Origin of the sequence: Streptomyces sp. NPDC057271 (assembly GCF_042668715.1) — a bacterium.
Lineage (GTDB): Bacteria > Actinomycetota > Actinomycetes > Streptomycetales > Streptomycetaceae > Streptomyces.
The window spans coordinates 1-24,443 of the sequence record NZ_JBHUYJ010000088.1 but is presented as its reverse complement, the minus strand read 5'-3'; the positions used below and the strand labels follow the sequence as shown (position 1 = coordinate 24,443).

General features: G+C 72.1%; 19 protein-coding genes and 1 pseudogene. 15 read left to right on the top strand and 5 right to left on the bottom strand.

Annotated features, from left to right (window positions below; translation table 11 throughout):
• Positions 1-6: 6 nt before the first annotated feature.
• The 5 genes from ACFUJR_RS30000 to ACFUJR_RS29980 all read left to right on the top strand — a co-directional run bounded on the left by ACFUJR_RS30000 (position 7) and on the right by ACFUJR_RS29980 (position 6,406).
• On the top strand, positions 7-522 hold the full coding sequence (locus tag ACFUJR_RS30000; protein WP_383171577.1) for a PadR family transcriptional regulator: 516 nt from the start codon (positions 7-9) through the stop codon (positions 520-522).
• Entirely contained in the window at positions 519-1,274 is a 756-nt protein-coding gene (locus ACFUJR_RS29995) for an ABC transporter ATP-binding protein (RefSeq protein WP_383171575.1), read from the top strand. Before ACFUJR_RS30000 ends, ACFUJR_RS29995 begins: the two co-directional genes overlap by 4 nt.
• 2 nt (positions 1,275-1,276) lie before the next feature.
• Positions 1,277-3,589, top strand: coding sequence for an FtsX-like permease family protein (locus ACFUJR_RS29990; RefSeq protein WP_383450926.1), 2,313 nt, complete (start codon positions 1,277-1,279; stop codon positions 3,587-3,589).
• 592 nt (positions 3,590-4,181) lie between these two features.
• Positions 4,182-5,336 carry a tetratricopeptide repeat protein gene (locus ACFUJR_RS29985; protein ID WP_383171571.1) on the top strand — a complete coding sequence of 385 codons (1,155 nt, stop codon included), beginning with the start codon at positions 4,182-4,184 and terminating at the stop codon, positions 5,334-5,336.
• Positions 5,337-5,347: 11 nt separating this feature from the next.
• Complete coding sequence (locus ACFUJR_RS29980) at positions 5,348-6,406, top strand: polyprenyl synthetase family protein (protein ID WP_383171593.1); 1,059 nt, start codon at positions 5,348-5,350, stop codon at positions 6,404-6,406.
• Between the two features lie 88 nt (positions 6,407-6,494).
• On the opposite strand, the gene ACFUJR_RS29975 is transcribed toward ACFUJR_RS29980, so the two are convergent.
• On the bottom strand, positions 6,495-7,742 hold the full coding sequence (locus ACFUJR_RS29975; protein WP_383171569.1) for an extracellular solute-binding protein: 1,248 nt from the start codon (positions 7,740-7,742) through the stop codon (positions 6,495-6,497).
• Between the two features lie 260 nt (positions 7,743-8,002).
• On the opposite strand from ACFUJR_RS29975, the gene ACFUJR_RS29970 reads away from it, so the two are divergent.
• Positions 8,003-8,797 (top strand): DUF817 domain-containing protein, encoded by a 795-nt coding sequence (locus ACFUJR_RS29970; RefSeq protein WP_383171567.1) that lies wholly within the window; start codon positions 8,003-8,005, stop codon positions 8,795-8,797.
• A gap of 75 nt (positions 8,798-8,872) precedes the next feature.
• The gene (locus tag ACFUJR_RS29965) at positions 8,873-9,103 is read left to right on the top strand and encodes a hypothetical protein (protein ID WP_383171565.1); all 231 of its coding nucleotides are present in this window, start codon (positions 8,873-8,875) and stop codon (positions 9,101-9,103) included.
• Between the two features lie 38 nt (positions 9,104-9,141).
• On the opposite strand, the gene ACFUJR_RS29960 is transcribed toward ACFUJR_RS29965, so the two are convergent.
• The gene (locus tag ACFUJR_RS29960) at positions 9,142-9,756 is read right to left on the bottom strand and encodes a VanZ family protein (protein WP_383171563.1); all 615 of its coding nucleotides are present in this window, start codon (positions 9,754-9,756) and stop codon (positions 9,142-9,144) included.
• A 189-nt stretch (positions 9,757-9,945) separates the two neighbouring features.
• Between ACFUJR_RS29960 and ACFUJR_RS29955 the strand changes: the two genes are divergently transcribed.
• Positions 9,946-10,635, top strand: coding sequence for a DUF4230 domain-containing protein (locus tag ACFUJR_RS29955; protein WP_383171561.1), 690 nt, complete (start codon positions 9,946-9,948; stop codon positions 10,633-10,635).
• A gap of 201 nt (positions 10,636-10,836) precedes the next feature.
• Here ACFUJR_RS29955 and ACFUJR_RS29950 read toward each other — a convergent pair whose 3' ends face one another.
• Together ACFUJR_RS29950 and ACFUJR_RS29945 are read right to left on the bottom strand one after the other, a co-directional pair.
• Positions 10,837-11,529 carry a class I SAM-dependent methyltransferase gene (locus ACFUJR_RS29950; RefSeq protein WP_383171559.1) on the bottom strand — a complete coding sequence of 231 codons (693 nt, stop codon included), beginning with the start codon at positions 11,527-11,529 and terminating at the stop codon, positions 10,837-10,839.
• A gap of 182 nt (positions 11,530-11,711) precedes the next feature.
• Entirely contained in the window at positions 11,712-15,086 is a 3,375-nt protein-coding gene (locus ACFUJR_RS29945) for a pyruvate carboxylase (RefSeq protein ID WP_383171557.1), read from the bottom strand.
• Between the two features lie 314 nt (positions 15,087-15,400).
• Here ACFUJR_RS29945 and ACFUJR_RS29940 point away from each other — a divergent pair, with 314 nt between their 5' ends.
• The 3 genes and pseudogenes from ACFUJR_RS29940 (at position 15,401) to ACFUJR_RS29930 (ending at position 20,067) form a co-directional block, all read left to right on the top strand.
• Positions 15,401-16,615 (top strand): 4-hydroxybenzoate 3-monooxygenase, encoded by a 1,215-nt coding sequence (locus tag ACFUJR_RS29940; RefSeq protein ID WP_383171555.1) that lies wholly within the window; start codon positions 15,401-15,403, stop codon positions 16,613-16,615.
• Between the two features lie 141 nt (positions 16,616-16,756).
• Complete coding sequence (locus ACFUJR_RS29935) at positions 16,757-18,553, top strand: methyltransferase (protein WP_383450923.1); 1,797 nt, start codon at positions 16,757-16,759, stop codon at positions 18,551-18,553.
• A gap of 183 nt (positions 18,554-18,736) precedes the next feature.
• Positions 18,737-20,067: pseudogene (locus tag ACFUJR_RS29930) on the top strand (geranylgeranyl reductase family protein).
• A 67-nt stretch (positions 20,068-20,134) separates the two neighbouring features.
• Here ACFUJR_RS29930 and ACFUJR_RS29925 read toward each other — a convergent pair.
• Entirely contained in the window at positions 20,135-21,385 is a 1,251-nt protein-coding gene (locus ACFUJR_RS29925) for an AI-2E family transporter (protein ID WP_383171551.1), read from the bottom strand.
• A 260-nt stretch (positions 21,386-21,645) separates the two neighbouring features.
• Between ACFUJR_RS29925 and ACFUJR_RS29920 the strand changes: the two genes are divergently transcribed.
• The 4 genes from ACFUJR_RS29920 (at position 21,646) to ACFUJR_RS29905 (ending at position 24,390) form a co-directional block, all read left to right on the top strand.
• Complete coding sequence (locus ACFUJR_RS29920; RefSeq protein WP_383171549.1) at positions 21,646-21,801, top strand: DUF6131 family protein; 156 nt, start codon at positions 21,646-21,648, stop codon at positions 21,799-21,801.
• Between the two features lie 45 nt (positions 21,802-21,846).
• On the top strand, positions 21,847-22,137 hold the full coding sequence (locus ACFUJR_RS29915; protein ID WP_383171547.1) for a hemerythrin domain-containing protein: 291 nt from the start codon (positions 21,847-21,849) through the stop codon (positions 22,135-22,137).
• Between the two features lie 14 nt (positions 22,138-22,151).
• Positions 22,152-23,336 (top strand): alcohol dehydrogenase catalytic domain-containing protein, encoded by a 1,185-nt coding sequence (locus tag ACFUJR_RS29910; protein ID WP_383171545.1) that lies wholly within the window; start codon positions 22,152-22,154, stop codon positions 23,334-23,336.
• A gap of 88 nt (positions 23,337-23,424) precedes the next feature.
• Positions 23,425-24,390 (top strand): LLM class F420-dependent oxidoreductase, encoded by a 966-nt coding sequence (locus tag ACFUJR_RS29905; RefSeq protein WP_383171543.1) that lies wholly within the window; start codon positions 23,425-23,427, stop codon positions 24,388-24,390.
• The last annotated feature ends 53 nt before the right edge of the window (positions 24,391-24,443 follow it).

Below are 24,443 nucleotides of genomic sequence, written 5' to 3'. Positions count from 1 at the left end.
GCACGGGTGCGCCTTCCCCTTCTCGCCCTCCTGGCCAGGGGCCCTGCCCACGGGTACGAGCTCAAGCAGGACCTTGAGCAACTGCTGGGCGCCGCGTACCCTCCCACCAACGTCGGTCAGATCTACGTCACACTCGGCCGACTGGAGAAGTCAGGGCTGATCGAGGGCGAGGAGATCGCCCAGGAGAGCCGCCCGAACAAGAAGATCTACCGCCTCACCGACGCCGGGCAGGAAGCACTGAGCGCCTGGTTCGACGAGACGGCGGACGAACCGAGGGTCCGGGACGAGTTCTTCATGAAGCTCGCCCTGGCCCCGCGTACCGGTCTCGCCGACCAGATCGCCCTCATCAACAAGCAGCGACGCGAGTACCTCACCACCATGCGCAACCTTTCCAAGCTGGCCGCCACCGAGAACCGGGACAACCGCATCGCCCATCTGCTCATCGAGGGCGCCATGCTGCACCTCCAGGCCGACCTCGACTGGCTGGAGCGCTGCCAGGAGGAACTGGAGGAGCTGCAATGACGGACTCCGCCATACCCGTGCCGCTCGTGCACGCCGAAGGGCTCGTCAAGACCCACCACGGTGAGGGCGCACCCGCACACGCCGTGCGCAGCGTCGACCTGACCGTGCGGCGCGGCGAGTTCGTGGCCGTCACCGGGCCCTCGGGCGCCGGCAAGTCCACCCTGCTCCATCTGCTCGGCGGCCTCCAGCGTCCCGACAGCGGCTCGCTCCGGCTCGACGGCGAGAGCACGGACGACTGGACCGAGGCGCGCTGGGCGGTGGAGCGGCGCCGCCGCATCGGCATCGTCTTCCAGTTCTTCAACCTCGTCTCCAACCTCACCGTCGCCGACAACGTGGAACTGCCCGCCCTCCTGGCCGGCACCTCGGCCAAGCGGGCCCGCGCCGAACGCGAGAAGCTCCTCGCCGAGCTGGGCCTCGACAGCAAGGCCCGCAGCATGCCCGGCGAGCTCTCCGGCGGCGAGCAGCAGCGCGTCGCCCTCGCCCGCGCCCTGGTCAACCAGCCGCGGCTGCTCCTCGCCGACGAACCGGCCGGAAGCCTCGACAGCAAGGGCACCCGCGAGGTGATGCGCCAGCTCGCCAGGCTCCACCAGCGCGGCCAGACCATCGTGCTCGTCACCCACGACGCACGGCTCGCCAGCGCCGCGGACCGGGTGATCAGCTTCTTCGACGGCCGGATAGCCGACGACGCCGAACTGGGCGGCACACCGCCGCGCGGCACCGGCCTCGCCGGCGTACTGGAACTCAAGGACTGACCGTGCGGGCCACGCTGCGCTGGGCGCACGCCGATCTGCGCACCCACCGGGGCGAGGCGCTGTTCATGGTCGCCGCCACCGCCGGGATCGTCGCCTCGCTGCTGTTGGCCACCGCGCTCTTCGGCTACGCCGCCAACCCCTGGCAACGGGTCTTCACCCAGTCGCACGGGGCGCACGTGTGGATCCACACCGGCTCCGCCGCCGACCCCCGTTCCCTCGCCGCCCTCGACGGTGTCGAGCAGCTCGCCGGCCCCTACCGCACCGCGGTCGGCACCGTCACCTCCCGCGGCGCCCGCGCCGACGTGGAACTGCGCGCCGCCGGGGCCGAGCCCCCGGCGGCCGGCCGGCCCCTGTTGACCTCAGGCCGCTGGCTCGACGACGCCGACCCCGAGGGCGTCGTCCTGGAATCCGGCCTCGCCCAAGCCCTGTGGGCCGAACCGGGCGACCGGCTGACCCTGCCGGCCGGCCGCACCCTGACCGTCCTCGGTGTCGCCGACAGCGCGGAGCCCCGCTACAGGCCGGGGGAACGGCCCGGCACCGTCTGGGCCCTGCCGCGGGCGGTGCCGGACGAACGCGGCGGCGGCCACGTCGTCGGACTGCGCCTCACCGACCCGGAGGACACCGACTACGCCGTCCAGCGCGCCGTCACCGCCCTCGGGGCCGGCGCCGTCACCGACGTCTCCACCTGGCAGCAGGCCCGCGCCGAGGCGCAGGGCGACACCAGGCTGCTCGGTCAGGTGCTCGGGCTCTTCGGACTCGGGGCGCTGATCGCCGCCGCCCTCGCGGTGTTCGGCGCCATCAGCACCCGGGTCCGCGGCCACCTGCGGGACATCTCCGTCCTCAAGGCCATCGGCTTCACACCCGGCCAGGTCGTCCGCGCCTTCCTCGGCCAGCACCTCGCCTTCGCCGTGCTCGGCGCGACCCTCGCCACGGCGGCCGTCCAGGTGCTCGGCGACCGCCTGCCCGGCCGCCTCGGCGAAGCCGTCGGCGTCTGGCAGGGGCTCCAGGGCCACACGGTGGCCCTGCTCGCGGTGCCTGCCGCGGTGGTGCTGTTCATCGGGGCGGCCACCTGCCTCGCCGCGTGGCGGGCCGGACGCGTGGAGCCCGTCCCCGTCGTCCCCGCCGTGGCCACGGGCTGGGGGTCCCCCCGGGCGACGACCGGGGCCGGACTCTCCCGGGCCGCCCGGAGCGCGCTCGGAATGCGCGTGCCGGCGAGTCTGGTCCTCGGCTGGCACCGGGCCTTCGGCCGTGGCCGCCGCGCCCCGGCCACCATCGTCCGCCTCGCCCTGCCGCTGCTGCTGGTCACGGTCGCGGTCGGCGCCTGGAGCACGATCCAACGCTTCGACACCCACCCCGAGGATCTCGGCCACGCCGCGGCGCTCACCGCCCGCCCCGACGCGACCCTCACCGACCGCGAGGCCGCCGCGCTCCTCGATGCCAACGACCAGGTCACCGCAGCCCACCCCGGCCTGGAGGTCGCCGCCCTGGTCCCCGGGCAGACGGGCACCATCGCGCTGCGCGGCCTCGGCACCCGCGACGAGCCCTATCCGTACTCGATCGCCGAGGGCCGCCCCGCCCACGGCCCCGACGAGGCCGTCGCCGGCCAGGGCCTGCTCGACCTGCTCGACGTGCGCGTCGGCGACTGGGTCCGTGTCACGGTCGGCGGCCACCCACAGGTCCTGCACCTCGTCGGACGGAGCATCGAACCGGAGAACGGCGGCCGGGTCATCTCCACCTCGCTGGACACCCTGCGCGAGAACGACCCCGCCCTGCGCCCCACCCTGTACCAGCTCCGCCTCGAACAAGGCGCCGACCCACGCTCCGTACGCGCCGAACTCGCCGCCACCTCCGGGGGCCACCTCGACATCCACGAGGTCACCACCCCCGCCGACCGGCTCTCCGCCCTGCGCGGTGTCGTCGTCGGCCTGATCGCCGTCTTCGCCCTGATCGGCCTGACCGAACTCTCCACGGCGATCGGCGGCGGCATCCGCGACGGCGAGCGCGACCTGCTGGCCCTCAAGGCCATCGGCCTCTCGCCACGTCAGATCACCGCGGTCACCGTGACGGCCATCGGCTGCACCGCACTCGCCGCCGCGCTCGCCGCGACGGCTCTCGGAATACCCCTCGCCCACTGGCTGATCGACCGCGAGGCACACACCACCGGCATCGGCTCGGGCATCGCCCACACCCCGCCGGTCCGGTACTTCGTGGCGATGTGCGCGACCGCCGTTCTCGGCGCGGTCGCCCTGGCGGCCGTACCGGCGGCCCGCGCGGCCCGCCGCCGTCTCGCGGACACCCTGAGCGCCGCCGGCTGACGTCCGCGGTCACCGGTCGTCGGGGTGCCGGGTCGCCCCGACCGGAGCCCACCGGCGGTCGACCTTGCTTCGCACGGTCTCGCGGAGCATCGGCGTACCTCGCACCGGCGCACCTCGCACCGGCACACGTCGCACCGGCGCACCTCGCACCGGCACACCTCGCACCGGCGCAGGTCGCACCGGCGCACCTCGCACCGGCGCAGGTCGCATCGGCACACGTCGCACCGGCTCGTGGACGCACACTGGCCGGAGCCATGGCCGGAGCCACGGCCGGCGTCCTCGTCACCGGCCTCGCCGCGACGCCCGCACACGCCGAGACGGCGACGGTGGCCGAGGGGTCGTGGCCGCGGTTCACCGGGCGACGGGCCAACGCCTTCGATCACATAACGCCCCTGTGGACGTTCCGTGGACCGTCACCAGGCAGGTGCCGGTGTACGTCTCGCTGAGGATCTTGCGACGGCCGTGTAGCACTCGAGGATGACCCGGTGCCAGCACCGGGACGGACATTGCGGCGAACGGGGAACCCGCGCCCGTGATCGACGTCTTGCTCCTCGCGTCGGCTTGATCGGCGAGTCGACATGAGGAGGTTCTGATGGCAGGTCAGGTACGTGAGGCCGGACGGGCGAAGGCGTCGGCGCCGGAGTATCAGGGGGTTCTCGGGTCTCTGTCGGTGAACTCCTCCCTGCCCGAGGTGCTCGCCCGGGGCGTCGAGGAGCTACGGGCCGCGGAACAGGCCGGGGACGTGCGCGAGGCGGCGCGGTGCGGACTGGCCGTGGCAGAGGCGTGCCGTCGCCTCGGGCGGATCGAGGAGGCCGACCGGGCGTGGAAGGCGAGCTTCCGAGCGGCGCGTTCGGCCGGTCACGAAGGGGCGATGGCCTGGGCGCTGTGGAGCGGCGGGACGCTGGCCCGGCAGCGCGGCGCGCTCAGGCTTGCGTACCGGCTGCTGAGGCTGGCGGCCGAGGCGGGTGAGCGGGGCGGGGATGTCGTCGTGCGGGGCTACTCGCTGGCGGGGCTCGCCGAGACCGGCCGAATACAGGGCGACTACGCGGCCGTGGGCAGGCTCCACGAGCAGCTTCTCGCCGAGGCCCGCCGCCGAGGCGAGGCCCGGCACACGGTGTGGGCGCTGGAGGGCATCGCGCAGATGCACCGGAACACCGGCTCCTACGACGAGGCCCTGGCCCTGTTCGAGGAGGCGGCCGAGACGGCGTCGCGCGCCGAGGACCGGCGCGGGTGGGCCTGGGCACTGCGGGGCATCGCCGACGTGGTGTCCGTGCGGGACGGGGACGTGGAGCGCGCGCTGTCACTGCTGTCGCAGGCTGAGGAGGCGTGCCGCGAGATGCGGCTCTCCAGCGCACTCGCGTACAACCACAAGATGCGCGGCAACGTGCTGTACCGGGCGGGCCGGTACGAGGAGGCCCGTGAGCTGTACGCGCGGGCACTGGAGGAGTTCCGCGAGATGGAGGAGCCGCGCGGGACGGCACTGTCGAGGCTGGGGCTCGTCAAGGCCGGCGCCCGGCTGGGCCGCGACGCCGCGAGCACCGCCGCGGAACTGGCCGAGGTGCGCTCGACGCTCGACCGCATCGGGCTGCGCCACGCGCGGGACATGGTGGACAAGGCCGCCTCCGAGCTGGGGGTGGCGCCGCTGCCGGATCACGCAGGCGGAGACGGACCGCGCGCGGCCGGGCCCGTACTGCCGCCCGTCGGGGCGGAGGCCCTGAGGACGGCGGTCGTGGAGGGGCTGCGGTGAGCGCCCTCCCGATGTCGTCCTCGCCGGTCCGCCTTCCGATCTGCTCGCCGACCGACGTCCTGGAGCGTTGCCGTGAACTGGTCCGGCCCGCCCTGGTGGAGGCGGTGGGCCGGTTGCATCCCTGGACCGGTGAGATGGCGGCGTACGCGCTGGGCTGGGCCGACACGGCCGGGAACCCGGACCCCGGCGGATCCGAGGGCAAGGGAGTGCGTCAGGCGCTCGCCGTGCTCGGAGCAGAGGCCGTCGGGGCGGACGGCTCCGACGGTGTTCCCGGCGCCGTGGCCGTCGAACTCGTGCACACCTTCTCACTGCTCCACGACGACATCATGGACGCCGACGCCCTGCGCCGGCAGCGCCCGGCGGTGTGGAAGGCGTACGGGACGGGCCCGGCCGTGCTGGCCGGCGACGCGCTCTTCGCCCAGGCCGTGGCGAGCCTGGCCGAGCCACAGGGCCGGCACACGGCGGCCGCGGTCCGGTGCCTCGCCCGGACCCTGAACGCGCTGGTGTCGGGGCAGGCCGACGACCTGCGTTTCGAGCACCGACCCTGGCACGGACCCGACGCGGTCGGGCCGGACCGGTACCGGGTGATGGCCGAGCAGAAGACGGGCGCCCTGCTGGGCTGCGCGATCGCGCTCGGCGCGGTCCTCGGCGGCGCACCCGACAGGGCCGTGACCGCGCTCGAACGAGCCGGGCGCCACCTCGGTCTCGCCTTCCAGGCGGTGGACGACATCCTCGGCATCTGGGGCGATCCGACGGTGACGGGCAAGCCCGTTCACGCAGACCTGCGCAGGGGCAAGAAGACGTATCCGGTCCTCACGGCGCTGGCGGGCGAGGGCAGGGCCGCGCACGAACTCGGGATGCTTCTCGACTCCGGCCGACGGGTCGACGGCGAGACGGCCGAGCACGTCGCGGCGCTGGTGGAGGAGGCGGGCGGACGGACCGCGACCCGCGAGGAAGCGCGCCGACACCTGGACATCGCGCGCCGCGCGCTGAGAGAGACGCCGCTGACGCGCACCGCCGCTCATCAACTGGACGCGCTGTTCACCTACCTGCTCGACCGCACCTGGTGATCGCGGGGCGTCGCAGGCGGGAGGGTCGTCGCCCCGCGCACCTTGTGGGTGCTGTGCGGGCGACGGGATGGGCGTCAGGTCGACGCCGCTACGACACGTTCCGGGCCTGCTGGGCGATCTGCTCAAGGACGAGCTTCGGGTCGGCGGACGGTGCGACGGCCTTGCCGATGTTGCGCTTGATGGTGTTGCTGACCTGCAGCCAGGACGGTTCGTTGACCGGGTAGAGCTCGGCCGTGCGCAGGGCGGTCAGGAACTGCTCGGCGCTGGGGTCCGCCGCCGCGTACCGGGACGCCTGGGTGGCGGACACCGTCGACGGCAACAGGTGGTAGCGCGCGGCGAACTCGCTGAGGTTCTTGTCCTCGTAGACGAAGTCCAGGAAAGAGCCGACCAGTTCGCGATTGCCGTCGCGCTTGAAGGCCATCATCCAGTCGGCGACGCCCGCCGTCGGCGGGGTCTTCTCCTCGCTGAGCGTGTCCGACACGGGCATGCGCAGCGTGCCGACCTTCATGCCCTTCGCCCTCGCCTTGTGGAGGAGCGAGGGGTAGCCGTTGACCATGCCGACGTCGCCGCGCAGGAAGGCGGCGAAGGCGTCCTGCCGGTTGAGCTCGGCCGGCGGGACCGGACCGGTCAGAGCAGGCGTGACCAGGTTGTCCCTGATCCAGCTGAACGTCTGCGTGTTCTGCTGGGACGCGATGCTGTAGCTGCCGGTGCTGTCGGTGTAGCCGCCGCCGTTGCTCAGTTCCCAGATCAGGGCTTCGGCGTGCGCCTCCTCGGGGCCGAGCGGCAGGGCGTACGGGTACAGCACGCCCTCCTTCTTCAGCGCCTCGGCCGCCTCCTTCAGGTCCGACCAGGTCTTCGGTGGCTTGGCTCCGGCCTCGTCGAAGAGCTCCTGGTTGTAGAAGAGCAGCCGGCTGCTCGCCACGAAGGGCAGGCCGTAGAGGGTGTTGTCGACCGAGCCCGCCTCCGCGAGGGGCGGCAGGAAGTTCGACTCCGTCTTGATCGACATCACCTCGCCGGCGGCGTAGAGACGGCCCTGCGCGGCGAAGTCGGAGTACGCGCCCATCAGAGCCACGTCGGGGGCGTCGTCCTCCTCGACCATGCGGGTGACCACACGGTCGACGTCGGCCCACGGGCAGAGTGTGACCTCGACCCTCTTGTCGGGGTGGGCCGCGGTGAAGGCGGCGGTCAGCTTGTCCCAGTACGCCTTGGAGCTGGTCGCCGGGCTGTCGCCGTACTCGGGGGCCACCAGGCGGAGCGTCGTCCCGCTGTCACCGGACGAGCTGCAGGCGGTGACGAGGGATCCCAGTAGCCCGAAGGCCGCCACGGAGGCGGTCATGCCGAAGAGTCTTCGTCGCACGGATCTTTCCTCTTGATCTTTTTGGACAGTGCGTCCGGAATTCTCTCCTGCTCAGGGGCGTATTCGGCCTTCTGGAGACCAGTTGTGGTGATAGCTCCAACGGGGAGGATTCCGAATGGTGTCTTCCGATATGCCGCACGTGAATACGACGCGCGTAGAACCATCCGCGATGTCCGGAGCGACCGCGGTTCGGGATGTACGACGGAACCAACGGTTGCCGGTCGGCAGTCTGCTCGGGCATGACCTTCCAGCGGATCGCCCACGGGTGTGCCCAGTTCTGGCGCTTCGGGCTCGACCAGGTGCGCGCCGTCGCCTTCGCCGTCACCCTCGTCGGGGGTATCGGCGCCTCGCGGCTGCTACCCGGCGATCTGCCGGTCGCGCGCTACGACCTGCTCCTGATCTACGGCGTCGCCCTGACGGTCCTCGCCCGGAAGGTCGGCTGGGACGGCCCCCGGGACACCGCCGTGATCCTGGGCTGCCACGCCGTGGGGCTGCTCTTCGAACTCGTCAAAGTGCGCATGGGCTCGTGGAGCTACCCGGAGGACGCCCTGTCCAAGGTCGCGGGAGTTCCTCTCTACGGCGGATTCCTCTACAGCGCCGTGGGCAGTTACTGCTGTCGCGCGTGGAAGATCATGGATCTGTCGCTCTCCCGGTACCGGCCGCGCCTGATGGCCGCCCTCGCTGCCGCTGTCTACCTCAACTTCTTCACCCACCACTGGCTGCCGGACGCACGGCTGGTCCTGGCCCTGCTGCTGCTCGCCGCGACGGCCGGCACCTGGGTCCACTTCACGGTGGGTACCTCCCGTCAGCGAATGCCGTTGTCCCTGGCCTTCGCGCTGATCGGGTTCTTCCTCTGGGTCGCGGAGAACGCGGCCACCTACGTCGGTGCCTGGAGCTACCCCCACCAACTCGACGGCTGGCAACCCGTACCGCTCACCAAGTTCGGAGCCTGGGCCCTCTTGATCAGCGTCACCTTCGTCCTCGTCGCGCGTACCCGGGGCGGCTCGGCGGGGACGACGACGAGGTTTGCGTGACACCACATCGGTGAGCAGTCGAAGGGACGGTCCGTCTCGACCGCGAAGGACCACGGCCAGAGGAAGGTGAGCAGCATGAGCACTCCGGACGATCCCGATCGGACGGAGGAGCCGCTTCCCCGCGACCCGCAGAACCAGCAGTCGGCGGAGGGGGAGGACTCCCTGGCGATACCGGTACCGGACTGGCCCGACAGCGAGCTGCCCCACACCGACGTGGCGGGCACCGCACGGCGGGACGGCGTCGAGGACGACGACACCGGCCAGGAGGGGGAGGAGGGTTCCGCCATGGACGAACCCGTGGACTGACACCCCGGCGGCGCGACGGTACGGCCGACGCCCGGTGTTCAGTCCACGTCGGCCCGGAGGTGCGACCTCACGATCGGGGAGGCGCCCCGTCCGGCGCGACGGGGCCACCACCGGCGGCGGGGGCGGGGGTGGACGGCACGGCCCAGACGGCGACCGACGAGGAGGTAGCCGAGAAGCGCGCCGGCGGTGTTGAGGAGGACGTCGTCGATGTCGAAGGCGCGTCCCGTGATGAGAGCGCCCTGGACCAGTTCGACGAGCAGCATCGTCCCGACCGCGAGCAGGCACACGCGCAGCGGGCCGCGGGTCCTGCGCGAGAGCAGCGGCAGGAGGATGCCGAACGGCACGCCGAGCGCCACGTTGCCGCCGAGCTGCTTGACCGTGTCCACGAAGCCCGGCTGCTGGAGGTACGCGCGGATCGAACTGCCCGGCGTCAGGTTGCTGTGGGTGAGGGGCACGGATGCGGGAGACGCGTTCAGCGTGAGCCGGGCCAGCACGATCGCGAACGCGACCATCCCCACGAGGGCCACCAGCGCCACCAGCGCCCGGACCACCCGGCCCGGTCCGCGCCGCGTCTCCTCCTCGGGTGGCGTCACCCGGGCATCGTGGCTCTCCGCCGCCGCCTTGCCGACCCGCACGGCTCTCCACGTCTTCATGTCCGTCCCCTCCTCGCAGAGCCTTCTCCGGCTGAACCCGGTTACCCGGGACCCGGTCGGGCAATCCGGGAGGCCGGCCTGCGGACCCCGGGGGAGGGGAGATCGGCCGCACGGGCCACACCAGCCTCAACCGGCTCCATTCGGGCCGCTGTTCGGAATGACCGCGCGCGCGGAGGGCACCAGACTCCTATGCGAGACGACACAGAGACCAGACCCTCGCGCGTACCGTCGCCACGTGGACGTGATCGTGGCGCCCGAAGGTGGCCCGCCGTCGCCGCCGTACTCCTCGCCCTGGCCCTGACCTCTGTCCTGCTGGGGCGGCTCGTCCAACTTCCGGGCCTGGGAGGTCTGTTCGGGACCGAGAGCAAGGACCGCTCGGGACCGGCCGTGCTGAAGTCGATCCAGGACATGAACCGCCACGAAGGCGCTCTCGGCACCTACCAGGTCGTGGTGGACCTGGAGAAGGACGCCCGGTTCCTGCCGGACGCGATCCGCGGCACCCGCACCCTGTACGTGGCGTACGGCAGCGTCGGCTCGTACGTCGACCTCTCCGGTCTTCGCGCCGACGCCGTCACCGTCGACGAGGAACGTACGACCGCCACCCTGCGCCTGCCCCACGCGCGGCTCGGCGGCCCCGCCCTCGACCCCGAGCGGTCCTACACCGTCTCGAAGCAGCGAGGGCTCCTCGACCGGCTGGGCGACCTCTTCTCCGACAACCCCGCCGGCGAGACCGCCGTACACCGTCTCGCCGCCCAGCACATCGCTGAGGCCGCACGGGAGAGCGACCTCACGAGCCGAGCCGAGCGCAACACCGCCGCGATGCTCCAGGGGCTGCTCGGCGCCCTCGGCTTCGAGAAGGTGACCGTCACCTACGCCTGAGGCCCGCGCACGGTGTGCGCGGGCCTCGGGGAACCGGCCGTGAGCGAGCCGGGCGTCAGCGCCTCGCAGTCCGGGCAGCCGGTGCCGCTCGGCAGGACGGGACGGGCGGGGCGATTCCGTCGATCTCGGTCATGTGGGCTCCTCGGCGGCGGTCAGCGGCAGCAGCACCTGGAACCGGGTGTCGCCGGGTCGAAGAGCGCCTCAGGACGCGCCGGCGCCCCCGTGCGCGTCCTCGGGCCGACGGGCGTAGCAGAAGAGGTGCTCCTCCGGTTCCGCGAGGTCACCCTCGGGCCGGAAGCGGGAGATCTCGTGGTGCAGCACCCGCAGGCCGCACTCCTCCCGGAGGCGGCGCAGATACTCGGGCGCGGAGAAGCTGGAGACCTCGACCCCGCGCCCCATCCACTCGATCCGCACGCCCTCCACGTCGGCAGGCACCGTGGCCGACACCAGGTAGCCGCCGGGCGCCAGCCAGCCGGCCATCCTCTCCAGGGCCGCGCCCGCCTCCGCCCGGCTCATCATCAGCAGCGGGAAGAAGGCGCACACGGCGTCGAACGCCCCTTCCGGAGCCTGGTACGTCCGCACGTCCGCCTGCTCGAACGACGCCCCCGGAACCCGCGTCCGCGCCAGTTCCACCATCGTCCCGGAGACATCGATCCCGGTGACCTCGCAGCCCGCACGGACCAGCCGGTCCGCCACCGGCCGGCCCGTACCGCTGCCGACGTCGAGCACCCGTGCGCCCGGCCCGAGTCGCTCCGCCAGCCAGTCGATCGCGGCCGCCTGTTCGGGCAGCCTGCCGAAGGCGTCCTCGTAGGCCGGTCCAAGGCCGTCGAACAGCTCCGCAGCCGACAGAGCCTCCGGCTCTCCCCGCGACTGCCCCGTCTCCGCGTCCCGCACGTGTCCCCGCCTTCCTCCACGCCGCCGTGGCTCTCGGCCCGTCCGATGACACGACCGACCTACCCCACCGACCACGGGGCCACCCATGCCGCGCGGAGGCCCGGGAACGCACGACGGCCGGGACACGAGAACCGTGTCCCGGCCGCCTGCCGACGGGGGCGCGCGCCGTCACGCCCGCCGCGTCACCCGATCTCGACGAGCAGGTCGCCGCCCTCCACCTGCTGGATCCTGGTGATGGCCAGGCGGGACACCCGCCCGCTCCTCGGGGCGGTGATCGACGCCTCCATCTTCATCGCCTCGATGGTGGCCACCGTCGCACCGGCCTCGACCGCGTCGCCCTCGGCGACGGCCAGCGTCACCACACCGGCGAACGGCGCGGCGACATGGCCGGGATCGGACCTGTCGGCCTTCTCGGTCACCGGGAGATCGGCGGCCGCCGCGTTGTCCCGCACCTGGATCGGCCGCAGTTGGCCGTTCAAGGTGGACATGACGGTACGCATACCGCGTTCGTCGGCCTCGCCGACGGCCTCCAGCGCGATGAGCAGCCGCACACCGGGCGCGAAGTCGACGGAGTACTCCTTGCCCGGGCGCAGCCCGTAGAAGAAGTCCTTGCTGTCGAGCACGCTGGTGTCGCCGTACGCCTGCCGGTGCGCCTCGTACGCCTTCGTCGGGCCGGGGAACAGGAGCCGGTTCAGCGTCGCGCGCCGGTCCTCGGCGAGGCCGGTACGGTCCTCCGCGGTCAGCTCCCGCATCGGCTTGGGTCCGGCCCTGCCCTCCAGCGCCTTGCTGCGGAACGGCTCCGGCCAGCCGCCGGGAGGCGTGCCCAGCTCGCCGTGGAGGAAGCCGACGACGGAGTCGGGGATGTCGAAGCGGTTCGGCGCCGCCTCGAAGTCCTCGGGCGCCACCCCGGCGCCCACGAGATGCAGCGCGAGGTCGCCCACCACCTTCGACGAAGGGGTGACCTTCACCAGCCGACCCAGCATCCGGTCCGCGGCGGCGTACGTCGACTCGACGTCCTCGAAACGGTCACCGAGGCCGAGCGCGACCGCCTGCGTACGCAGGTTGGAGAGCTGCCCGCCCGGAATCTCGTGGTGGTACACGCGACCGGTCGGCGAGTCGAGACCCGCCTCGAAGGGGGCGTAGACCTTGCGGACGCTCTCCCAGTACGGCTCCAGGTCGCCGACCGCCTGCAGGTCGAGACCGGTGGGCCGGGCGGAGTGGTCGGTCGCGGCCACGATCGCCGACAGCGACGGCTGGGAGGTCGTGCCGGCCATGGAGGCCACCGCGCCGTCCACCGCGTCCGCCCCGGCCTGGATCGCCGCGAGATACGTGGCGAGCTGGCCGCCCGCTGTGTCATGGGTGTGGAGGTGCACCGGCAGGTCGAACTCCCTGCGCAGCGCGGAGACAAGCGTGGCCGCCGCGGGGGCGCGCAGCAGGCCGGCCATGTCCTTGACCGCCAGCACGTGCGCACCCGCGGCGACGATCTTCTCGGCCAGCCGCAGGTAGTAGTCCAGCGTGTACAGCTTCTCCGCCGGGTCGGAGAGGTCGGAGGTGTAGCAGAGGGCGACCTCGGCCACCGCGGTGCCGGTCTCCCGTACGGCCTCGATGGCGGGGCGCATCTGGTCGACGTCGTTGAGCGCGTCGAAGATCCGGAAGATGTCGATGCCGGTGGCCGCGGCCTCCTGCACGAAGGCGTCGGTCACCTCCGTCGGGTACGGGGTGTACCCCACGGTGTTGCGGCCCCGCAGGAGCATCTGCAGGCAGATGTTCGGCACGGCCTCGCGCAGGGCGGCGAGGCGCTCCCACGGGTCCTCGGCGAGGAAGCGCAGCGCGACGTCGTAGGTGGCGCCGCCCCAGCACTCCAGCGACAGCAGCTCCGGCAGGTTGTGCGCCACGGCGGGGGCGACGGCCAGGAGGTCCTTGGTCCGGACCCGGGTGGCGAGCAGCGACTGGTGGGCGTCGCGGAAGGTGGTGTCGGTGACACCGATGGTCGGCGACTCGCGCAGGCTTCGCGCGAAGCCCTCCGGGCCGAGCGCGAGGAGCTTCTGCCGTGAGCCGGCGGCCGGCTCGCCGGCGCGCAGCGCGGGCAGCTTGGTCGCGGGGGAGATCAGCTCGGGCCGAGGGCCGTGCGGCTTGTTCACGGTGACGTCGGCGAGGTAGGTGAGCAGCTTCGTGCCGCGGTCGGCCGAGTGGCGTGAGGTGAGCAGGTGCGGGCGCTGCTCGATGAAGGCCGTCGTGACGTGTCCCGCCTGGAAGTCCGCGTCGTCGAGCACGGCCTGCAGGAACGGGATGTTCGTGGACACGCCGCGGATACGGAACTCGGCCACCGCGCGCCGGGCCCGGTCGACGGCGGTACGGAAGTCCCGTCCCCGGCAGGTCAGCTTGACCAGCATCGAGTCGAAGTGGGCACTGACCTCCGTACCGGCGTGGGTGGTCCCACCGTCGAGGCGGATGCCGGAGCCTCCCGGAGAGCGGTACGCGCTGATCATGCCGGTGTCCGGGCGGAACCCGTTCGCGGGGTCCTCGGTGGTGATCCGGCACTGCAGCGCGGCACCGCGCAGGACGACGGACTCCTGGGCCAGGCCGAGGTCGTCGAGGGTCTCGCCGGAGGCGATGCGCAACTGCGACTGGACGAGGTCGATGTCGGTGACCTCCTCGGTCACCGTGTGCTCGACCTGGATGCGCGGATTCATCTCGATGAAGACGTGGTTGCCGTCGCGGTCGAGGAGGAACTCCACGGTGCCCGCGTTGCGGTAGCCGATCCGGCGGGCGAACCGCACGGCGTCGTCACAGATGCGCTGCCGCACCACCGGGTCGAGGTTCGGGGCGGGTGCGAGCTCGATCACCTTCTGGTGGCGCCGCTGCACCGAGCAGTCGCGCTCGAACAGATGGATGACGTTGCCCTCGCCGTCGGCGAGGATCTGCACCTCGATGTGGCGCGGGTCGACGACGGCCCTCTCCAGGAAGACGGTCGCGTCGCCGAAGGCGGACTCTGCCTCGCGGGCCGCCGCCTCGATGGACTCGCGCAGCGTCGCCGGGTCCTCGACCCGCCGCATGCCGCGGCCGCCGCCGCCGGCGACGGCCTTGACGAACACAGGGAAGCCGATCCCCTCGGCGGCCGCGACCAGTTCGTCCACGTCGGTGGAGGGCGCCGAGGAACCGAGTACGGGTACGCCCGCCTCCCGGGCTGCGGCCACGGCACGCGCCTTGTTCCCGGTCAGCTCCAGGGTCTGCACGCTCGGGCCGACGAACGTGATGCCCGCCTCCTCGCAGGCGCGCGCCAGATCCGGGTTCTCGGAGAGGAATCCGTAACCCGGGTAGACCGCGTCGGCACCGGCCTTGCGGGCCGCCCGGATGATCTCCTCCACGGAGAGGTAGGCCCGCACCGGATGTCCGGGCTCACCGATCTCGTACGCCTCGTCCGCCTTCAGCCGGTGCAGAGAGTTGCGGTCCTCGTGGGGGAAGACGGCCACCGTGCGCGCACCCAATTCGTAGCCGGCGCGGAACGCGCGAATCGCGATCTCCCCGCGATTGGCCACCAGTACCTTGCGGAACATCCTGATCCCTTCACCCTGCCGGTGATGAGCACAACGGATCGCCGACGCGTCCCCGCGCACGTGGTGCCCTGGGATCGGGACCCGCCCGCGTCGCGTCCGGCCTGATTCGGCAACGCTAAGGGCGCGCGGTGGCCTTCTGAAGATCCCACGACAGTGACATGGATCATCGGCATGCCGCTCTCCCCGAGGGGTAAGGAGGACCCGCCCGGCGCACGTGGGGCGGCCTCGCCTCGGCAGAATCCTTTTCCCGTGATGTAGTGCATTCGGGTGATATCTGCCTGTGCTCGCATTCCCGGTGCCTATGATCAACTGTTGTGACAGAGAGTCAGTACGCCCGGTCCGGTCAGGACTCGGCCGATGTGGTCATCCTCGGGGCCGGCCCTGCCGGCCTGGTGCTGGGGAACCTCTTACTTCGCCGTGGTATCGACTGTGCCGTGCTCGAACGTGCCGGTCGTGATCACGTCGAGAACCGGGCACGGGCGGGCTTCCTCGCCGCGAACACCGTGCGGATCCTGGAACGCAACGGCCTGGACGGGGGACTGCGCCGACGCGGACAGGAGCACAGCGTCTGTGAGTTCCGTACCGAGGACGGCCGGTTCCGCCTGGACTACCGGGGGCTCGGCCGGGGTGAGCCGCACACCGTCTACCCGCAGCACGAGCTGGTCACCGATCTGCTGGTCCGGTTCACCGACACCGGGGGACGGATCCGTTTCGAGACCGAGGCGGTCGCGGTGTCCGACGCGGACGGCCCTGCGCCCACGGTGACCGTACGGGAGGAGGACGGGCGCCCCGGACGGTGGCGGGCACGGTACGTCGCCGCCTGCGACGGGCGCCACGGGGCGGGGCGGCGCTCGCTTCCTCCCGGCGCGGTCCAGCGCCACCACCGAGACCACGGGGTGTCCTGGCTGGGCCTGCTCGCCGAGGCACCGCCGAGCCTGGACGCCGTGGGCTACGCGATCCACCCGCGCGGCTTCGCCGGGCACATGGCCCGCTCCACCGAGATCACCCGCTACTACCTGCAGTGCGACCGCGGGACCCGGGCGGACGCCTGGAGCCAGGACCGCGTCTGGGACGAGCTCGAACTGCGTATGCGCGCCACCGAGTACGGACCCCTGCTGCGCGGCCGGGTCGTCCAGCGCGCCGTCGTCGACCTCGAGTCCGACGTGCTCGAACCGCTGCGCCACGGCTCGCTGTTCCTGGTGGGCGACGCCGCCGCTCTCATCAGCCCGTCCGCCGCGAAGGGCGCGAACCTCGCGGTGCTGGAGGCGGAGATCCTGGCCCGGGCTCTGACCGACGACCTCGCCCACGGCGACCCGGAGCCGCTCGCCTCCTACTCGGCGCGGTGCCTCGCCCACATCTGGCGGGCACAGGAGTTCTCGCACTGGATGATCCGCCTCCTGCACGGCGGCGCCCAGGAATCCGACGGCCCCTCCCTCTTCCGGGAGCGTCTGCGCCAGTCCCGGATCGACTCGCTGCGCACCTCGCGCACCCAGCAGGACTGGTTCGCCGAGAACTACGTCGGCATCTGACCGACCCCTTCTTCTCTCTCTTCGTCCCGTTCCGGGCCGGGCCCTGGGCCGACCGTGCGCGTGCACGGCGTGCTCCGGTGGCCGGCCCGGGCTTCCTCCTTCACACACGGACAGGGAATGCATCCCGAACATCCCTTCACCATGCCCGCGATCCCGACGCCCGCGCCGCCGGCACCCGCGATCCCGACGTCCGCGCCGCCGGCACCCGCGATCCCGGCACCCGCGCCGCCGGCGCACGCCGGAGACGACGGGGAGCGGCTGAGCGCGACAGCCGGATTCGTCCGCGAGCAGGACACGTCCGTCCTGCTGTCACGCGTGCTGCCCGGCCTCGACGGCCCCGAACTGCGCGCGCTGACGGACCGGTGTCGGTTCGCGCACGCGGCCGTGCTCGTGTTCCCGCCCGACGAGCACGCGCTGCGCGCGGACCTCGCGGCGTGCGGGCTGCCCGCCGACACGCAGACGCAGCCCAGTGTCGTCGTGCGCGAGCGCCTGGCCGCACGCCATCGCCGCGATCCGGCGGATCTTGACGTAAGGATTCTCCGTCCGGTGGTCCGCGGTCCCGCCGAAGAACCACGCGCGGTCGAGGTGTTCGCGCTGACCGTGCCGCCGGGGTCCGGCCTGTCCGTGATCGCCGCCGAGGAGCGCCGCCTGGAACTCGAGGCGCACCTCGCGTTCGACGTCGCGCGGCCGGAACCGCTGGTGCTGCGCGGGCTGTTGGCGAGCTTCGGGCGGCACGGTGCGGCTGCCGACGGAGGTGGCTACAACCCGCACGAGGACGGCACCGTGTTCTACTTCACGGCCCCCGCCGACACGAAGACCGCCTACCGGCGCGTCGAGCTGTACGCGAGCGGAGACCACCGTGACGTTCTGGCCGAGCACCTCGCCCGGCCCCTCACCGCTGCGGGGCACACGCGCGGGCTGGGCGAACCGCAGCCGGCGGAAAGGCTCCTGTGGCTGCTGACGGGTGCCTGGACCACCCAGGCGCTGGCTGCGTGCGCGCGGCTGGGGCTGCCGGAGGCCATGAACCGCCATACCGGGGTCGACGGTTCGCAGCTGGCCCGGGCCGTCGGGGCCCACCCGCAGAGCGTGATGACCCTGCTGCGGTACCTCGCCATGCTGGGCGTGGTCGCCGAAGGCCCCGACGGATACCGCCTCACAGATGTCGGCGCGCTCCTGGACCCGGAGGCCCCGGGCTCGATGCGGCCTCTGGCCCTGATGTACGGCGGTCCCTTCTACCAGTCCTTCGCCCACCTGACCCACACCGTACGCAGCGGAGAGCCGGGCTTCGAGTACCTCTACGGCGAGAACCACTTCGACCACTTCGCCCGCGACCCCGAACTCGCCGCCCTCTTCGACCGGTCGATGGCGTCGAGCGCGGCCATGTTCGATCCTCTCCCCTCGCACCCGGTCCTCACCGCCGCCACCGTCTCCGGCCGCCCTCGCACCGTGGTCGACGTCGCGGGCGGCACCGGAGAGCTGCTCGGCCGCATCCTGACCGCCCACCCGACCCTGCGGGGCGTACTCCTCGAACGGCCTCAGGTCCTCGCGGCGGCGCGCACGTACCTGGACGCCACCGGTGTCGGCGGGCGGTGCGACTACCGGGCGGGCGACTTCGCGGACGTACCTCCGGGCGGCGACGTCTACATCCTCTCCCGTGTCCTGCACGACTGGGACGACGACCGGTGCCGGAGCATCCTGGGTCACTGCGCCGAGGCGATGCCCCGGCAGGCGGACCTCCTCGTCGTCGAACGACTTCTGCCCGCCGGCGCCGATCCCTCGCTCGCCACGGCGTGGGACCTCCACATGATGTGCAACACCGGAGGCCGCGAGCGCACGGCCGACCACTACGGCCGGCTGCTCGAAGAGCACGGCCTCGAACTCGTGGGCCACACCCCCCTCGCGCTGGGCGCCCACGTCCTCCACGCCCGCAGGCCCTGACACGTCGCCCCGCCTGGAGGGGCACCCCTCCAGCAGGCGGCCCCGGCCGGGAGACCGGCCGGGGCCCGGACGGACAACGCGCCCTCCCGGAGACCGAGTCGGGGAGAGCGCGTGTGAAGCGACGGCCGGTTCGGCCGTGCCACACGTTCTGGCGGCCCCGGCCGGGGGCATAGTGGTGGAGTGATCACCAAAAGTGACGAGGCCGGTAGCGACCGCGACGCCGGCAGCGGCCCCGACGGCGTCGGCGGCGAGGAGGCACAGGTCATCGTGGTGGGTGCGGGACCGGCGGGTTCCGCCGCCGCGGCGCACCTCGCGCGAGCCGGTGTGGACGTGCTGCTCCTGGAGAAGAGCGGCTTCCCCCGGGAGAAGGTCTGCGGCGACGGGCTGACACCCCGCGCCGTCCACCAGCTGGTACGGATGGGCATCGACATCGACGCACCGGGCTGGATGCGCAACAAGGGAATGCGCTGGGTCTGCGGCGGCCTCGAAGCCGAGCTGGACTGGCCGCGCCTGGGCGCGCTCCCCCCGACTTCGGACTCACCCGCAGCCGACACGACTTCGACGACCTGCTCGCCTCTCACGCGAGCTCCACCGGCGCGCGCCTGCGCACCCGCGTGAAGGTGACGGGACCTCTGACCGACCGGGCAGGACGCGTTATCGGCGTCTCCGCCACTCGCGGAGCCGGCCAGGAACCGGTCCGCTATCGCGCCCCTCTGGTGGTCGCGGCCGACGGAGCCTCGGCACGCACGGCTCTCGGCCTGGGGTTCGAACGGGACAACAGGAGACCCGTCGCGGCGGCTGCCCGCCGGTACTAGCGCAGCGAGGCCCGGACGCACGACCCCTACCTGGAGCTCTGGGCCGATCTGCGCTGTCCTCGTACCGGACGGGATCTGCCCGGATACGGATGGGTGTTCCCCCTGGGAGACGGGCGCGTCAACGTGGGCCTCGGCGCGCTGCCGCAGCAACGGCGGCGCAGACCGGTCGACCTGCGGGCCGCGCTGGAGCACTGGCTGCCCCGACTGCCCGAGGACTGGGGGGTGTGCGAAGAGAACGCCGACTCCCCCTTGCGCAGCGCGCCGCTGCCCATGGGACTGAACCGACGTCCGCAGTACGGGCGTGGCGTGCTGCTCGTGGGCGACAGCGCCGGCATGGTCAGTCCCTGGAGCGGCGAGGGCATCGCCCAGGCGATGGAGGCCGCCGAGGTGGCGGCGGACATCATCGCCCTGGCGCTGGCCCGGCCGGCCGGGCCACGCCGGGAACACGCGCTGCACCAGCACCCGGTCGAGATCCAGCGCCGTTGGGCGCGCTACTACCGGCTGGGCAACGTCGTCGGCGATCTGGTCTTCTCCCGTTACGGCTTCCGGCCGGTCCTGCACCCCCGTGTGATGGCCTCGCCCCATCTGCTGCGCGCCCTGGCCCGCCTGCTCACCCACGTGACGGACGAGCCCGCACAGGACACCGTCGACGCCGTCCTCCACGGGCTGCTGCGCCTCGTTCCCACTCCACGACGGTAGACCGCGCTCACGCTCCGGGCGGGGCTGAGGCCGACGGCGACGCGGGAGGCACGAGGCCGCGGAACGGTCACCGCTCCGCTGCTTCCGCGTCGCCTCCGTCGGGATGGGCGCGGAGGTACCCGACGACGGTGTTGCCGACGGCGACGAGGGGTACCGCCACGACGGCACCGCCGATTCCCGCGACGGTGCCGCCCGTGGCGACGGCGAGGACGACGGCCAGCGGATGGACCCGGACGGCGCGGCCGAGGATGAACGGCTGGAGCACGTGTCCCTCGATCTGCTGCACCACGAGGACGACCATCAGTGCCATCAGCGCGGTGAAGACCCCCTCGGTGACGAGAGCCACGACGACCGCGAGCGCCCCGGAGACGACGGCACCGACGAGGGGCACGAAGGACGACAGGAAGATCACCACGCCGATGGGGACGGCCAGCGGTACGCCGAGGAAGTAGATGCCCAGTCCGATGAAGACCGCGTCGATCATGGCAACGATCATGGTGCCGCGCACGTAGGCGGTCAGCGTCCGCCAGGCGCGCGGACCCGCGCCCGCGACGCCGGGGCGAGCTCCGGCGGGGACCAGCTTGAGGGTCCACATCCAGATGCGCTTGCCGTCGTACAGGAGGAAGAGGGTGGCGAACATGGCAAGGAGCAGCCCGGTGATCACCTCCACGAGCACGGACACGCCTTGGAGGCCGGTGGAGGCGAGTTCACCCGTGCTCGTGCCGATGCTGTCGCTCAAGTTGTCGGCGATGTCGTTGATCTGTTGCTCCGTGACGTGGAGCGGGCTGTTGATCAGCCACTGCTTGAGTTCGTCGATGCCTTCCTGAACGCGATCGGAGAGGTCGCCGAGGTTGTCCAGCACCTGCCAGACGACGAACCAGCCGACCAGTCCGAGCAGTACGAACCCGCACGTCGCCGTCAGTGCTGTCGCAGGCCCCCGGGAGAGGCCGCTTCGGTGCAGCCGGGCCACCGTCGGCTGGAGCAGCGCGGTGACCAGGAGCGCCACGACGAAGGCGAGCACGACCAGGCGTACCTCCCCGATGACCCGCATCAGCACCCACAGGGTGGCGGCGAGCACCAGGAACCGCCAGCCGGCCTCCGCGGCCACCCGCACCGGCCACGGCACGGACGCGGCCGGCCCACGCGCCGGGGGATCGCCCTCGCGTCGCCCTTCCGGGGGAAGCGAGTCCTCCCACGCCTGATGGTCCTCCGCGTCCCGTTGGGCCTGGAGCCGCACCCGACGCTCGCGGAGCGCCGCGGCACCCTCCTTCACACGCCCGGGCCACCGGCGCAGGCGGGACAGTCGAGGTCGGTCCACCGAGGAGACCCTCCAAGTCGCTTCCCATGTCTGACGGGGCTCCCCCCAGGCTGGCGCGTGTGCCGCTCTCCGGCACCCCGGAGGAACGGACCTGGCGGCGTCCCGGGCCCGCGACGAAGCAGGGAAACCGCCGCCGGGAACCCATACGGCCGCCGGATGGGGGTAGGCGCCGTTCGTGGCTGACGGGACATCTGCCCCGCCGCCCGTGGGCGCCGCCGGACTCAGCGCGAGTCCGGCCCTTCCAGAGACTGAGGTAAGCCATGATCCTTGTCGGAGTCATCCTGCTCATCATCGGACTCGTCGCCGGTATATCCATTCTGTGGACCATCGGGATGATCCTGGTCATCGTCGGCGCCGTCCTGTGGATCCTCGGAGCCGTGGGACACGAGGTAGGAGGCCGACGCCACTACTGGTAGCACCACGCGGCATCCACGCGTGCGAACCGAGCAAGGGAGTGTCCCATGGACGGGATCGTCCTGCTCCGGGCGGACCACAAGACGGTGGAGCGACTGTTCAAGGAGTACGAGAAGGCGGGCGACACCGAACACCGTCGCAAGCGCGAGATCTCCGACGAGGTCGTCCGCGAACTGACGACCCATGCGCGGATCGAGGAACGCGTCCTCTACCCGGCGGCGCGCGAAGCCGCACCCGACGCCAAGGACCACGTCCTGGAGAGCGTCGAGCTCGGCGAGAAGATGGAGGCGGCGAAGAAGGAGGCCCCCTCCGATCCTCTCGCGGTGCCGAGCGCGTAAGGAGGAGACAGGTCATGCGCGCACTGACGTGGCAGGGGACGAGGGACGTCCGGGTGGAGTCGGTGGCCGATCCCGCGATCAAGGATCCCTCGGATGTCGTCGTCAAAGTGACCTCGACCGGTATCTGCGGCTCCGACCTGCACCTGTACAACCTGCTGGGCGCCTACCTGGAACCCGGCGACATCCTCGGGCACGAGGCGATGGGCCTGGTCGAGGCGGTCGGACCGGAGGTGTCCACGCTCAAGACCGGGGACCGGGTCGTCGTCCCGTTCAACGTGTCCTGCGGGCACTGTTTCATGTGCGACCAGGGTCTTCACTCCCAGTGCGAGACGACCCAGGTACGTGAGTACGACAAGGGCGCGTCGCTCTTCGGCTACACGAAGCTGTACGGCCAAGTCCCCGGCGGCCAGGCCGAGTACCTGCGCGTGCCCTACGGGGACACCCTGCCCGTCAAGGTGCCGAAAGGCCCGCCCGACGAGCGGTTCGTCTACCTCTCCGACGTACTGCCGACAGCCTGGCAGGCCGTCGAGTACGCCGACATCCCCCCTGGCGGCTCCCTCGCGGTGCTCGGGCTGGGGCCGATCGGCCTGATGGCCGCGCGCATCGCCCTGCACCGCGGTGCCCGGCTCGTCATCGGCGTCGATCTCGTCCCCGCCCGTCTGCAGCGGGCGAGAGAGGCCGGCGTGCGCACGCTCGACCTCACCGGGCACGGAAAGCGGCTCGCCACCGAGGTGCGGAACCTGACGGACGGCCGGGGGGCGGACTCGGTCATCGACGCGGTGGGCATGGAAGCCCACGGAGCGCCCCTGGCCGCGGCCGCACAACGGGTCACGGCGTTGCTGCCGGACGTCCTGGCCCGTCCCCTCATGGAACATGCCGGCGTCGACCGCCTGCCCGCTCTGCACACGGCGATCGACCTGGTGCGGCGCGGCGGCACGGTGTCCGTCTCCGGCGTCTACGGAGGGGCCGCGGATCCCATGCCCCTGATGACCATGTTCGACAAGCAGATCCAGCTGCGCATGGGGCAGGCGAACGTCCTGGCCTGGGTGGACGAGATTCTGCCCCTGCTCGACGACAGCGATCCGCTGGGAGTGGAAGGCTTCGCCACGCACGTCATGCCCCTGGAGGAGGCGCCGCGCGCCTACGCGATGTTCCAGGCGAAGGAAGACGGCATGATCAAGACCCTTCTCCGCCCCTGAACGGACAGGCGGCCCAGGCGATCCTCGACGGCTGCGCGTCACGGAAGACAGCGGGTTTCAGGGGGGCGATTCCGGCAAGCAGCGCCATATGGTACGCATCGGCTACACCATGATGACCGAGCAGGCAGGGCCCGGGGAGCTGGTGTCCCACGTCGTCGGAGCGGAGCGCGCGGGTTTCGACTTCTCCGTGATCTCCGATCACGCGTTCCCCTGGCTCGGTTCCCAGGGGCACGCGCCGTACGCGTGGAGCGTCCTGGGCGCGGCGGCGCAGGCGACCTCGCGGATCCCGCTCATGACGTTCGTGACGTGTCCGACCTTCCGCTACCACCCGGCGGTGATCGCGCAGAAGGCCGCCACGATGCAGCTCCTCAGCGAGGGCCGCTTCCGGCTCGGCCTCGGTTCCGGCGAGAACCTGAACGAACACATCGTCGGCTCCGGCTGGCCGGCCGCCCACATCCGCCTGGAGATGCTCGACGAGGCCGTCGGCATCATTCGCGAGCTGTTCGGCGGCGGGTACGTCACTCATCACGGCACGCACTTCGACGTCGAGAACGCCAGACTCTGGGATCTTCCCCCCACCCCGCCTCCGATCGGCATCGCCGTGTCCGGAGAGCGGTCCTGTGAGATCGCCGGCCGCCGCGCGGACGTGCTGGTCTCCACCGAGCCGAAGGGCGGGCTGATCCAGGCGTTCGCGACGCACGGCGGCGCCGGCAGACCGTGCGTCGGCCAGCTTCCGGTCTGCTACGACCCCGACCGCGCGTCGGCCGTCGACCGGGCGCACGAGCAGTTCCGATGGGCCCTCGGTGGCTGGGAGGTCAACGCCGAGCTGCCCGGCCCGGCGGGCTTCGCCGGAGCCACCGCGCACACCCGCCCCGAGGACGTCGCCGAGGTCATCCCCTGCGGCGACGACGTGGACGCCTTCGTCGAGGCCGTCCGCCCCTACGTCGAGGCGGGGTTCACCGAGGTGGCCCTCGTCCAGATCGGGGGCGACCATCAGGAACCCTTCCTGGACTGGGCGGAGACGAAGCTGCTGCCCGCGCTGCGGGAGCTGTGAGGAAGCCGGAGGCGCCTGCCCGGCGGGCCGGGACCAGGCGCCCGGTCGGCCGC

Bases quoted from the DNA above. Each gene is read 5' to 3' on its own strand.
- ACFUJR_RS29995 (WP_383171575.1), top strand. From the start codon at position 519: ATGACGGACTCCGCCATACCCGTGCCGCTCGTGCACGCCGAAGGGCTC.
- ACFUJR_RS29985 (WP_383171571.1), top strand. From the start codon at position 4,182: ATGGCAGGTCAGGTACGTGAGGCCGGACGGGCGAAGGCGTCGGCGCCG.
- ACFUJR_RS29980 (WP_383171593.1), top strand. From the start codon at position 5,348: ATGTCGTCCTCGCCGGTCCGCCTTCCGATCTGCTCGCCGACCGACGTC.
- ACFUJR_RS29975 (WP_383171569.1), bottom strand. From the start codon at position 7,742: ATGACCGCCTCCGTGGCGGCCTTCGGGCTACTGGGATCCCTCGTCACC.
- ACFUJR_RS29970 (WP_383171567.1), top strand. From the start codon at position 8,003: ATGACCTTCCAGCGGATCGCCCACGGGTGTGCCCAGTTCTGGCGCTTC.
- ACFUJR_RS29965 (WP_383171565.1), top strand. From the start codon at position 8,873: ATGAGCACTCCGGACGATCCCGATCGGACGGAGGAGCCGCTTCCCCGC.
- ACFUJR_RS29960 (WP_383171563.1), bottom strand. From the start codon at position 9,756: ATGAAGACGTGGAGAGCCGTGCGGGTCGGCAAGGCGGCGGCGGAGAGC.
- ACFUJR_RS29955 (WP_383171561.1), top strand. From the start codon at position 9,946: ATGCGAGACGACACAGAGACCAGACCCTCGCGCGTACCGTCGCCACGT.
- ACFUJR_RS29945 (WP_383171557.1), bottom strand. From the start codon at position 15,086: ATGTTCCGCAAGGTACTGGTGGCCAATCGCGGGGAGATCGCGATTCGC.
- ACFUJR_RS29935 (WP_383450923.1), top strand. From the start codon at position 16,757: ATGCCCGCGATCCCGACGCCCGCGCCGCCGGCACCCGCGATCCCGACG.
- ACFUJR_RS29920 (WP_383171549.1), top strand. From the start codon at position 21,646: ATGATCCTTGTCGGAGTCATCCTGCTCATCATCGGACTCGTCGCCGGT.
- ACFUJR_RS29915 (WP_383171547.1), top strand. From the start codon at position 21,847: ATGGACGGGATCGTCCTGCTCCGGGCGGACCACAAGACGGTGGAGCGA.
- ACFUJR_RS29910 (WP_383171545.1), top strand. From the start codon at position 22,152: ATGCGCGCACTGACGTGGCAGGGGACGAGGGACGTCCGGGTGGAGTCG.
- ACFUJR_RS29905 (WP_383171543.1), top strand. From the start codon at position 23,425: ATGGTACGCATCGGCTACACCATGATGACCGAGCAGGCAGGGCCCGGG.